At 32.5% G+C, this 12,753-nt stretch carries 9 protein-coding genes; all 9 read left to right on the plus strand.

Annotated elements, in window-relative coordinates; genetic code table 11:
- Positions 1 to 244: 244 nt before the first annotated feature.
- Positions 245 to 2,674: a 50S ribosomal protein L9 gene (rplI, locus tag AC2LE6_RS06630; protein ID WP_484478478.1), complete on the plus strand. Its 2,430-nt coding sequence runs from the start codon at positions 245 to 247 to the stop codon at positions 2,672 to 2,674.
- A 10-nt stretch (positions 2,675 to 2,684) separates the two neighbouring features.
- A complete protein-coding gene (gene dnaB, locus AC2LE6_RS06635) occupies positions 2,685 to 4,055 on the plus strand; it encodes a replicative DNA helicase (RefSeq protein ID WP_484478479.1) in 1,371 nt (456 codons plus the stop codon).
- 127 nt (positions 4,056 to 4,182) lie between these two features.
- Positions 4,183 to 5,301, plus strand: coding sequence for a [FeFe] hydrogenase H-cluster radical SAM maturase HydE (gene hydE, locus AC2LE6_RS06640; RefSeq protein ID WP_484478480.1), 1,119 nt, complete (start codon positions 4,183 to 4,185; stop codon positions 5,299 to 5,301).
- Positions 5,298 to 6,659 (plus strand): [FeFe] hydrogenase H-cluster radical SAM maturase HydG, encoded by a 1,362-nt coding sequence (hydG, locus tag AC2LE6_RS06645; RefSeq protein WP_484478481.1) that lies wholly within the window; start codon positions 5,298 to 5,300, stop codon positions 6,657 to 6,659. The genes hydE and hydG overlap by 4 nt, the downstream gene beginning before the upstream one ends.
- Before the next feature lie 12 nt (positions 6,660 to 6,671).
- Complete coding sequence (locus tag AC2LE6_RS06650; protein WP_484478482.1) at positions 6,672 to 8,075, plus strand: aspartate ammonia-lyase; 1,404 nt, start codon at positions 6,672 to 6,674, stop codon at positions 8,073 to 8,075.
- Positions 8,068 to 9,285 (plus strand): [FeFe] hydrogenase H-cluster maturation GTPase HydF, encoded by a 1,218-nt coding sequence (hydF, locus tag AC2LE6_RS06655; RefSeq protein WP_484478483.1) that lies wholly within the window; start codon positions 8,068 to 8,070, stop codon positions 9,283 to 9,285. The genes AC2LE6_RS06650 and hydF overlap by 8 nt, the downstream gene beginning before the upstream one ends.
- Before the next feature lie 95 nt (positions 9,286 to 9,380).
- Positions 9,381 to 10,772 (plus strand): MATE family efflux transporter, encoded by a 1,392-nt coding sequence (locus tag AC2LE6_RS06660; RefSeq protein ID WP_484478484.1) that lies wholly within the window; start codon positions 9,381 to 9,383, stop codon positions 10,770 to 10,772.
- Between the two features lie 34 nt (positions 10,773 to 10,806).
- Complete coding sequence (gene prfA, locus AC2LE6_RS06665; RefSeq protein WP_484478485.1) at positions 10,807 to 11,874, plus strand: peptide chain release factor 1; 1,068 nt, start codon at positions 10,807 to 10,809, stop codon at positions 11,872 to 11,874.
- Between the two features lie 44 nt (positions 11,875 to 11,918).
- A partial coding sequence (gene prmC / locus AC2LE6_RS06670; protein ID WP_484478486.1) for a peptide chain release factor N(5)-glutamine methyltransferase occupies positions 11,919 to 12,753 on the plus strand: 835 nt, incomplete at its 3' end.

The following is a 12,753-nucleotide window of genomic DNA, read 5'->3' on the forward strand; positions in this document are numbered from 1 at the left end:
TTCATTCGCTTTCATTAAAGGAGGAAGCTTGCTTGCAAAAGAACTCACTTCCTCGATTTGAGAATAAGGATTATCCAGATATTTATCAATTACAGATTCAATCGATGAGAATATTTTTTGAATATCATTTTCATCAAACAATTCTACTTGATAATTGAATAATAACTGTAATGATCCATCTTTGTCTTTATTTGCAAAATCAATATAATATGTTATAATTATCAAGATAAAAAGAGGTGATATTGTGGATAAGAAACTTCATAAAATCATAATTCCAGTAACAATCTTAGCTATACTTGGTACCTACTATCTCGGTAGGAACAATACAGCATTTGTAATCGCATTAAGTATCTTTGTATTCTTGGTACTATTAAATGCTTATATTCAATTATATGTTTTTAGAAAAAAAGACATTAGAATTGGATGGTTACAAAAAAAGCTACACCAAACACAAGATACTTTAAAAAGTAAAACTGTAGCTGAAAAGATAGTTGTCGAGGAATTACCGATTGGTGTAATTATTTACGACGATCAATATATGATAAAATGGGCAAATACATTTGCCAAAGAAGTGATATTTCAAAACATCTTAGAAGGTAGAAGTATTGAGACCATATCTAAGGAATTATTTGATTTATTACAAAACGATCAATTTGATCAAGGAACTTTAAAAATATATATTAACGAGTATGAAATCTTAAATGATTTCAGAAACGATATATTATACTTCACAGACATAACTGAACGTGAAGAAACAAGACAAAAGTATGAAGCGAACACAGATGTTGTAGCAGTACTTAATCTTGATAATTTAAATGATGCGATTGCAGTATTAGATGTTGCAGAACGTAGTTACTTACAAGGTAAATATTTAGAGGCTTTAGAATCATGGGCTGATAAGTTTAGCTTTTACTTAATTCCGGTTTCTACTTCTAGATTAACAGCTGTTATGAGCAAAGAAGTACTTCAAGAGCTTGTAAAAGACGAGTTCAAAATTATTGAAGAAATCGCAAATATCTCAAAAGAAAATGATTTAATGGTTACACTAAGTGGAGGATTCGCTTGTGCCAACATTAAAATTAATAGACTTGGAGATATCGCCCAAGATAGTTTAGATTTATCATTATCTCGTGGTGGAGATCAAATAGTTGTTAACATCGAAGGTAATGACTTAATGTACTTTGGTGGGAATTCTAATACTGTTGAAAAACGAACAAGAATTACAACTAGAATAAATACACAAAAACTAGAACGTCTGTTTGAAGATACAAATAGAGTTTTTATATCGCCACATAAATTCCCAGATACTGATGCACTTGGTGCAGCAATGGGAATCTTAAAAATGGCACATGCTTTTAACAAAGAAGCATATATTGTATTAGATCAAAACGAAGTAGATAAAACTGTATCAAAAATTATTCAGTTAATGGAATATGAATATGTTACATTCTTAGATTATCTAATTACATCAGGTAATGCATTAGACTGGATGAATAGAGAAGACTTACTGATTCTTGTGGATCATCATTCATTTGGACAAACAACAAATGAGAAATTACCACTAAGAACAAAGAATGTAGTTATTATTGATCATCATAGAAAACTAAGTGATTCGATAGAGTTTGCTTTAATTAATCACATGGAACCATATGCGTCAAGTAGTGTTGAGCTGGTTACTGAAATGATTGATTTATCAAGTAAAGAAGTTCACTTAAACAAATTTGAAGCAACAATTATGTTATCAGGTATCATGGTTGATACGAATAACTTTATGTACCGCACAGGTGGTAGAACATTCGAAGCATGTGCAATTTTACGTAAATATGGTGCTGATACTTTCAAAGTAAAAACAATCCTTCGTGAAGGATTGGACGAAATTCAATTGAAGTCACAGTTACTTACAATCGCTGAAGTTGTGCATAAGAAATTTAGTATTGTTGTTATACCAGACCAAATAGAATCGTCAAGAAACTTATTAGCTAGAGTAGCTGATATGCTATTAGAAATCGAAGATATCATCGGTGCATTTGCAATTGGTAGACTAGATGAAGGTGAAATTGGAATAAGCGCTAGAAGTTTAGAAGGATTCAACGTACAAGTGTTAATGGAAAAATTTGGAGGAGGAGGACACCTTAATAATGCAGGTGCCCAAGTTAAAGAATTTGATATGAGCAAAGTACGAGTAGACGTAATCAACTTACTAAACGACGCCGTACAGGAGGAAAAACCAATGAAAGTAATATTAATCAAAGATCTTAGAGGAAAAGGTAAAAAAGGAGAAGTTATCGATGTAGCTACAGGTTACGGGAACTTCTTATTAGCAAATAAAACAGCAATTGAAGCAACTAGTGAGAACTTACATTCAATTGAAAGTGAAAAAGCAAGAAAAGAAGAAACAGAAAAGAAACTAAAAGATGAAATGAAATCTTTAAAAGAAAAAATCGAGAAACTACCAGTTAGAGTATTTGTTAAAATTGGAGAGAACGGTAAATTCTTTGGTAAAATATCAAGCAAACAAATCGCTGAACAATTCAAGAAGCAACATCAAATTGAATTAGACAAACGTAAAATCAATGTAAAAGGAAACATAACATCTCTTGGAAATCACAAAGTAGATATTAAATTACATAAAGATGTTAGTGCAACAATAGAAGTTTTAGTTATAGAAGAATAGGGGAGATACTATGGAACGAATGACTCCACATAATAAAGAAGCAGAACAATCTGTTCTTGGTAGTGTGTTTTTCGACCAAGGAGCAATGAAAAGTATTGTTGATAAATTAGAAGTAGATGACTTCCATGTTTATCGACACAAGAAAATATATAGTGCAATGGTTGATTTATATCAAGATAAAGTTGATATCGACTATACAACATTAATCAGTCTATTAGATGCAAGAGGGTTATTACAAGAAGCCGGTGGATCAGAGTATATATTTGATTTATCTAAATCAGTACCTTCAATTGCCAACTTAGTAAACTATATAAATATCGTTAGAGATAAGTCTATAACAAGAAGAATTATGGCAGCATGTCATACTATTATTGAAGATGGATATAAATCAGATAACGCGATAAACTTTGTTGATAGTAGTGAAAAACTGATTTTTGATATTGCAAAAGAACGAAGAACATCTGACTTTATTAGAATTGCTGAAGTAACAGAACAAGTAATTCAAAAAGCGGAACAGGCAAAAGACAATCATGGTGATATCACTGGTCTTGATACTGGGTTCCACCAATTAAATAAATTCACTCTAGGGTTACAACCTACCGAGTTAATTATATTAGCTGCACGTCCTTCTATGGGGAAATCAGCATTTGCATTAAACATCGCAAGAAACGTTGCAAAATTAGAAACTAATTCAAAAAAACTAGGTAGAAAACCAACAGTAGCATTCTTCAGTTTAGAGATGGGGAGTGACCAACTTGTATCAAGAATACTAAGTAGTGAGTCACGTATCCATTCAACAAAAATTAGAACTGGTGGATTAAACAACCTTGAATGGCAACAGTTATCATTAGCACAAGAATCACTATCAAGATTGAATATTATGTTTGATGATTCTGGAACTGTTAAAGTAACAGACCTTCGTCAGAAATGTCGTAAACTACAACAAGATAAAGGCTTAGACCTAGTTGTAATTGATTATCTTCAATTACTAAGTGGTGGTACAGCAACATCAAATCGTGTAAACGAAGTATCTGAAATATCAAGAACATTAAAAGAAATGGCAAGAGAACTAAAAATCCCTGTAATCGCATTATCACAGTTATCTCGTGCAGTAGAACGAAGAGACAACAAACGTCCTTTAATGGCCGATTTACGTGATTCTGGTTCAATTGAGCAGGATGCCGATATCATCTTATTCTTATATCGTGAAGACTATTATGATAAAGACGCAATAAACAAGAACACAGTAGATTTAATGGTATCAAAAAACCGTTCAGGAGCAACATCACCTGAACCAATTGAGCTATCATTTAATAAAGATATTTCATTATTTGACAACATGGTTACAAATGTTGAAGATTCTGAAATTCCTGATTTCTAGTAATTTATAAAAAGTAGTTTTATTTATAAACTATTTACTCATTAAAAAAAGAGGTCTTCGTAACATATGTTACGAAGATTTTTTTATGGATTATATATAATAAGGAAGGGCAAAGGAGTTGAAAGACATGAACACAATATTTCCGAAGATTAAAAACAATGATTTACCAATAAGTACGATATCATTAGAACTAAATAAATTGATAGATAAGCTTTATGCGAATGAGGTTTTAGAATCAAATGAATATTTATTTATTTTAAATAATATCACTAATGAAGATACAAAGTATTTGTTTCAAAAAGGAAATGAAAAGAAGCAAGTTTATTATGGGAATAAGGTATATTTGAGAGGACTTATAGAAATCTCGAATTACTGTAAAATGGGATGTAAGTATTGTGGAATCAACTATAAAGTGGAAACAGTAGAAAGATATAGACTTTCTGTAGATGAAATCTTAAAGAGCTGTGAAGAAGGATACAATTTGGGATATAGAACATTTGTAATCCAAGCCGGAGAAGATAGTTATTATACAGATGAGTTACTAAAGGATTTACTACATAGAATAAAAAGTAAATATTCTGATATTAGAATTACATTATCTTTAGGGGAACGTTCAAGAGAAAGCTTTGAAGCATTATATAAAGCAGGAGCGGATCGTTATTTACTAAGACACGAAACTGCCTCAAAAAGATTATATGAACATATTCATCCATCGTTTATGAGTTTTGATAATCGAAGAGAATGTTTAAACAATTTAAAAGATATCGGTTATCAAGTTGGAGGAGGGTTTATGGTTGGAAGTCCAACACAAACCAATGAAGATTTAGTAACGGACTTAGAATACTTAAAAGAATTAGATCCACACATGGTTGGGATTGGTCCCTATCTATGTCATAGTGATACTGAATTAGCGGGTAACATGAGTGGAACTTTAACTGAAACATTAATCATGGTTGCACTTGTTAGAATGATATTACCGAAATCATTACTACCAGCAACAACAGCACTTGGAAGTTTACATGCAATTGGAAGAGAAAAAGCTTTGAAAGTTGGAGCGAATGTAATGATGCCAAATATAAGTCCAACTGAAAACAGAGATAAGTATGAAATATATCAAAACAAAATCTGTACAACTGATACATCAGATCAATGTAGAAATTGCATAGAAGCAAGAATTGTAGGCGTTGGACACGAGATTGATCTTGGTGTTGGAGACTACATCGACTTCGAAAGGACAGAAAAATGATAAACAAAGAATACATAAATGGAATACTTAATAAAGCGAAAAATCCAAGACATGACGAAATAAAAAATATATTATATAAAGCAAAAGCAAGAAAACCATTAAATCACTTAGATATCGTAATGCTTTTAAATGCACATGATGAAAAACAAGTGAAAGAGATTTATAAAATTGCTGGAGAACTAAAAGAAGAGATTTACGGTAATAGAGTAGTAATGTTTGCACCACTATATATATCTAATTACTGCGTTAACAACTGTAAATATTGTGGATATAGAAGAGATAACAAGTTTGATCGTAAAAAACTAAACATGAAAGAAATTGCGCAACAAGCTAAAAACTTAGAGCGATTAGGACATAAAAGACTAGCATTAGAAGTTGGAGAAGCACCAAAAGAAACTCCGATTGATTATGTAATAGAAGCTATCAAAACAATATATGACAACAGTTCAATTAGAAGAATCAACGTTAATATTGCTGCTACATCGGTTGAAGAGTATAAAAAGTTAACTGAAGTTGGAATAGGAACATACATATTATTCCAAGAAACATATGACAAAGAAGCATACGCAATTCAACATCCAAAAAGTTTAAAGGGTGATTACGAATATCATTTACACTCGTTCGACAGAGCATTTGAAGCTGGAATTGAAGATGTTGGTGCAGGAGTTCTATTTGGTCTTGCTGATTGGAAATTAGAAGTACTAAGCTTAATCATGCATAACGAGTATCTTGAAAAAAAATACGGTGTTGGATTCCACACAATAAGTGTGCCAAGACTTAAAAAAGCAGATGGAATGGAATTAAAGGATTATCCAAATATGATTTCAGATGAGGACTTTAAGCGTTTGGTAACTGTTATTAGACTTGCGGTACCTTACATTGGAATCATCTTATCAACAAGAGAAACAAAAGAGATAAGAGAAGAATTAATTAATCATGGAGTATCACAAATCAGCGCAGGTAGTAAGACTGATGTTGGTGGATATCATGAAGAAACTGAAGCACTAGATCACGATCAATTTGAGTTAAGTGATGAAAGAAGTGTTTTAGAAGTAAACAAAGATTTAGTAAACAGCGGATACATTCCATCATACTGTACAGCGTGCTATAGAAAAGGGCGTACAGGAGATCGATTTATGGCTCTAGCTAAAAATGGAAATATAGGATTAATATGTGAACCAAATGCATTAATGACTTTAACAGAATACATCATGGACTACAGCGATGATTCACTAAAAGGAAAAGGTCTAGATTTCATTTGGAAACACGCTGAAACAATTAAGAATCAAACTGTAAAAGGTAAACTAAAAGAAAACATTCAAAAGATAATTGATGGAGAACGAGACTTATTCTTCTAAGAGGTGATGTAAATGAGAACTGAAACAGACTTTCTAGGTAGTGTAGAGCTTGATGACAATATTTATTACGGAATTAGTACCTATAGAGCACTTCAAAATTTCGATGTCTCTAGAGAAACAGTAAACTTAAAAATAGTAAAAGCACTTGTTAATGTAAAAAAACAAGCCGCTTTAACAAACAAGAAACTAAACTTCATTGATGGAGATATCGCAGATGCGATCACCAATGCATGTGACAAAATATTGAATAACGAATTTGATGACTCGTTTGTTGTAAATAAATACCAAGGTGGCGCAGGAACATCAACTAATATGAATGTGAATGAAGTAATTGCCAACCTGGCATTAGAATTACTTAATCATAAAAAAGGACAGTACAATATAGTACATCCAATCAATCATGTTAATCTACACCAATCAACAAATGATACTTATCCAACCTCAGTGAAGATTGCTACAATAAAAGTCATTAGAGAACTTGCTGATGAGTATGCTGAACTACAGAAAACATTCCAAGATTTGGAATCAGAAAATGGACATATCATCAAACTTGGTAGAACACAATTAATGGACGCATTACCAATCCTTGCAGGACAGATGTTTGGGGCATACGCTGAAACATTCAGCAGAGATAGATGGCGTATATATAAAGTAGAAGAAAGACTACGTACGATCAACATAGGTGGTACTGCAATTGGCACAGGATTAAACGCACCTTTAAAGTATACATTCATGATGACATCACGACTACAAGAAAGTACAAATATAGGCCTTTCAAGAGCAGAAAGTTTAATTGATAATACACAGAACTTAGATTCGTTTAATGAAGTTAGTGCTTTGTTGAAAGTAAGTGCTGCATCATTGATTAAAATTTCTAATGATCTACGATTTTTAGCTTCAGGTCCAAATGGTGGAATTGGAGAAATTATTCTTAAAGATCAACAAGCAGGTTCAACCATTATGCCTGGAAAAGTTAATCCAGTTATTTTAGAAATGGTTATCCAAAACAGTCATAAAATCATTAGTAATGATCAATTAATAACAAGTTTAGTTTACTCAGGTAATTTAGAATTAAATGCATTCTTACCAATGATAAGTGAAACATTAATTGAAAGCCTAGAATTGTTTGTGAATACTGTCCGCATCTTTAATAATAGATGTGCAAAACACATCAAAGTAGACAAGCAAAGATGCTTGGAAAACTTAGAAAAATCATCTAGTTTAATCACACCCTTGATTCACATTATTGGTTACGATAAAGCTAGTGATATAGTGAAAGAATCACAGGCAAATCGACTATCAATTAAAGATACATTAGTAAAAAATGGATTGTTTACACATTCAGAACTAAATGAAATGTTAGATCCATTAAACATAACAAGACCTGGTATTATTAAGGAGGTAAATCATGAATAAAACTCCAAGAGCAAACAGAACTCATATCGCACTTTTCGGGATGAGAAATGCCGGTAAGTCTAGTGTTATTAATGCATTAACCAATCAAAATATTTCATTGGTTAGTGACTTTGCTGGAACAACTACCGATCCTGTTTTTAAATCAATGGAAATACTTCCACTTGGTCCAGTCGTTTTAATAGATACAGCTGGAATAGATGATGTTGGAGAACTTGGAAAACTTAGAGTTCAAAAAACATACGATGTCATTAATAAGACAGATATTGGATTGATTATTTTTGATCATTCACAAATCGAGTTTCAGCACGAGTTGAATCTTATTAAAGAGTTTAAGAAAAGAAAAAAACCGTATTTGATTGTTGCGAATAAAATTGATAAAGCAGATGATGTCATAGATTTCCAAGACACATTTGGTAAAGATAAAATACATTACGTTTCAGCAACTGATAAATTAGGGTTCGAAGAACTAAAAAAAGCGATAGGAACGACTTTAAAGATACAAGAAGAGAAATTCAGAATCGTTGGAGATCTAATTGAACCTGGTGACTTAGTTGTACTAGTAACACCAATCGACAAAGCAGCTCCAAAAGGAAGACTTATATTACCACAACAACAAACAATTAGAGACATCCTTGAGAGCGATGCGATTGCCATTGTAACAAAGGAACACGAGTTAAGAGAAACACTTGAAAAACTAGGCACAAAACCAAAGATGGTGATTACGGATTCACAAGCATTCTTAAAGGTAAGTGCAGATACACCAAAAGATATTACCTTAACTAGTTTCAGTATTTTATTCGCTAGGAATAAAGGTGATTTAGAGGAATTAGTACGAGGTGCTAAAGCCATTGATCAACTAAAAAGTGGAGACACAATTTTAGTGTCTGAAGGTTGTACTCATCATAGACAATCTGATGATATCGGTACTGTAAAAATACCAAGATGGTTAAGACAATATACAGGGAAAGATTTTAACTTTAGATATAGTAGTGGTTATACATTTCCAAATGACATGGATGATGTAAAACTAGTAATTCACTGTGGAGCATGTATGTTAAATAAAACAGAGATGATGTACAGAATAGAACAAGTAAAAGATAAAGGAATTCCAATAGTAAATTATGGTGTTCTTATATCTTATGTTCAAGGTATTTTCGATAGAGCACTTGATCCATTCCCACTTGCAAAAATGATTTATGAAGATGAATAAGCCTTTAAATTTTTAGAGGCTTTTCTTTTAAAACAAATTAGTAGTATTTACTATGTACATTTGATATAATACTCAAAGTACAAAGGATGATGACAATGAAGAAGAAAAGAGATTTAACTACAGGAAGTATTTATAAGAATTTATTATGGGTTGCAATCCCGACATTACTATCAAGTTTAGTGCAAATGGCATACAACTTAACAGATATGTACTGGGTTGGAGAACTTGTAAATGAAAGTGAAGCCATTGCCGCAGTTGCAACTGGTGGTTTTTACATGTGGTTTGGTTTCGGACTTATTCTTCTTGTGAAAATTGGTACCAGTGTTAACATAAGTCATTCAGCTGGAAGAAACAATCATGAAGAAGTAGAATCATTCGGAAACAACGGATTCATACTAATGCTTGGTGTTGGAGCAATATATTCTTTAGTAGGATATCTTGGAGGAAGTTACTTTGTTGATTTCTTCAATATTGACAGTGCATTATTTACCACATACGCATATCAATATTTATCTGTGATCAGTTCATTTGTAATCGTGATGTTTCTTGTAAATCTGTTCAATGGAATATACGATGGACTAGGATTAACAATAATGACATTTGTAGTTTCAGCAACAGGTCTTGTTTTGAATATCATACTTGACCCATACTTCATACATGAGACTGTAAATATATTTGGGACTACAATAAATGGACTTGGATTAGAAGTAAAAGGTGCAGCAATCGCAACTGTAATTTCACAGTCGTTCGTTTTGTTCTTATACATCATTATATATATAGGGAAAAACAGACCATTTAACCTACATCCTATCAAATATTTTAATAAAGACGCAATCAAAAAAATACTTACAATTGGCTATCCTGTAGGATTGCAAAGTGTATTATTCACTATTATCGCAGTTATCATCACAAGAATGCAATCAGAGTTTGGGCTTGAGATAGTTGCAGTCCAGAGACTTGGTTCTCAAATTGAAGCATTTGCTTGGATGATAGCATCAGGATTCCAAGTTGCACTTGCAACATTTGTTGGGCAAAATTACGCCGCTGGAAGACTTGACCGCGTTAAAGAAGGATACAAAGCATCGATGAAAATGTTAGTACCTTATGGGATCGTAATAAACATAATGCTATTTATATTCGCAAAACAATTATTCGCATTGTTTATTGATTCTCCACAAACGTTGGAATATGGTAAAAGATATCTAGAGATATTGAGTTTCTCTCAATTATTTATGATTCTTGAGTTATCAACAGCAGGAGCATTCAATGGACTAGGAAAAACAAAATATCCATCGACCGTTGGAATTGTAGGAAACTTCTTACGAGTTCCTCTGGCATATGTACTTGCATTATCATTAGGATTCGCAGGTATTTGGTGGGCAGTTTCAATATCAAGTATATTGAAAGGAACTGTTCTAGTGTTATTATTCATTAGATATTTCCGTAAGATATGGTTACAAGATGGAACACAACTTGAAAATGAGTAAACCTTAATATATAATAAGTTTCGGAGTGATAAATATGATAGATAGATTAGAATCAATTAAACAACGTTATGATGAAATTAATAACTCATTAATGGATCCTGAAATCGTAACTAATGTTAAGAAGTTAACTGAATTATCAAAAGAGCAAAGACATCTACAACCAATTGTAGATTTATTTGAAGAATACAAAACAACTTTAAGTACAATTGAAGACTTAAAAGAAATGTCAAAAGAAGATGATCCAGATATCGTTGAAATGGCAAAAATGGAATTAGAAGAATTGAAACCTAGAATCCCAGAGATTGAAGAAGAACTTAAAGTACTATTGGTACCTAAAGATCCTAATGATGAAAAAAATGTTATTGTTGAGATCCGTGGAGCTGCCGGTGGTAGTGAAGCTAATATTTTTGCTGGAGATTTATTCAGAATGTATATGAAATACGCTGAAGTAAAGGGTTGGAATATGGAAGTCACCAATGCAGAAGAAAATGATGCTGGTGGATTTAGCCAAGTTGAGTTTACACTATCTGGAGATAGCGTATTCTCATTCTTAAAATTCGAATCAGGTGCACACCGTGTACAACGTGTTCCACAAACTGAATCTCAAGGTAGAGTTCACACATCAACTGCTACAGTATTGGTATTACCAGAAGCAGAAGATATTGATGTTGAGTTAAACATGGGTGATGTACGAATTGATACATATAGAAGTAGTGGAGCTGGTGGACAAAGTGTAAACACAACAGATAGTGCTGTACGTGTTACTCATGAACCAACTGGTTTAATCGTTACTTGTCAAGATGGTAAATCTCAGCATAGTAATAAAGCGACTGCATTAAGAATTTTAAAAACTCGATTATATGACTTGATTGTTCAAGAACGTAACGCCAAAGATGGTGCGGTACGTCGTGATAAATTAGGTTCAGGAGATCGTTCAGATAAAATAAGAACATACAACTATCCACAAAACAGAGTAACAGATCATCGTATAGGATTCAGTATCCTTCAACTAGATCGCGTTATGGATGGAAAGTTAGAACCAGTTGTAGATGCACTAATTGGTGCAGAATTAAAACGTAAACTTGAAGGAAAAGACGAATAAGAAGAGCGAATGCTCTTCTTTCACTGTCTTAAAGAGGTGAAATTATGCCAACATATAGAGAAGCATTAAAAATAAATGAACAATATGCACTTGATAATAACAAAGAAGATTCAGGAGTGAAATTACTACTTCTTCACTTCTCAAAAATGACCAGTGCTGACTTAATTATGAATATGGATACACAGATGCCCGAAGCACTCTACAAAGAGTTCTTATACGGTGCAGACCGCTATATAACTAAAAACATACCCGTTCAACACATCTTAGGATACGAGTATTTTTATGGTCATAAGTTTATTGTGAATAAAGATGTACTAATTCCAAGATATGAAACCGAAGAGTTAGTAGCGAATGTATTAATGTATTATGATGAAGTATTTGAAGACAAAGATGTTAAGGTGTTAGACATAGGAACTGGTAGTGGATGTTTAGGAATCACACTTGATATTGAAGAAGTTCACATGGATGTAACAGCAACTGATATATCTGATGAGGCACTTTCAACAGCGAAACAAAACAATAAGAATTTAAAAGGTAAAGTGAATTTCCTTCAAGGTGATTTGTTTGAACCGATTAAAGATAGAACATTTGACATAATTGTGAGTAACCCTCCATATATACCTGAGGGTGAATATGTTGAAAACTTAGTTGTAGACAACGAACCTGACATTGCATTATTTGGTGGGGAAGATGGATTATACTTTTATAGGTTAATTCTTGAACAAGCTCCAAACTTTGTTAATGATAAATTTATCATCGCATTTGAACATGCATTTGATAAAGCAAAAGAGTTAAAGAAAATCATTATGAAATACTTTACCGATGTAGACATTATTCAAAAAAAGGATATGCAAGGTAAAGACAGAATGACATTCATTA

The sequence above is a fragment of the Candidatus Izemoplasma sp. genome (assembly GCF_982632705.1).

Coding starts and splice junctions, on each gene's coding strand:
- hydF (WP_484478483.1), top strand. CDS start 8,068: ATGAATAAAACTCCAAGAGCAAACAGAACTCATATCGCACTTTTCGGG.
- AC2LE6_RS06660 (WP_484478484.1), top strand. CDS start 9,381: ATGAAGAAGAAAAGAGATTTAACTACAGGAAGTATTTATAAGAATTTA.
- hydG (WP_484478481.1), top strand. CDS start 5,298: ATGATAAACAAAGAATACATAAATGGAATACTTAATAAAGCGAAAAAT.
- AC2LE6_RS06650 (WP_484478482.1), top strand. CDS start 6,672: ATGAGAACTGAAACAGACTTTCTAGGTAGTGTAGAGCTTGATGACAAT.
- dnaB (WP_484478479.1), top strand. CDS start 2,685: ATGGAACGAATGACTCCACATAATAAAGAAGCAGAACAATCTGTTCTT.
- hydE (WP_484478480.1), top strand. CDS start 4,183: ATGAACACAATATTTCCGAAGATTAAAAACAATGATTTACCAATAAGT.
- prfA (WP_484478485.1), top strand. CDS start 10,807: ATGATAGATAGATTAGAATCAATTAAACAACGTTATGATGAAATTAAT.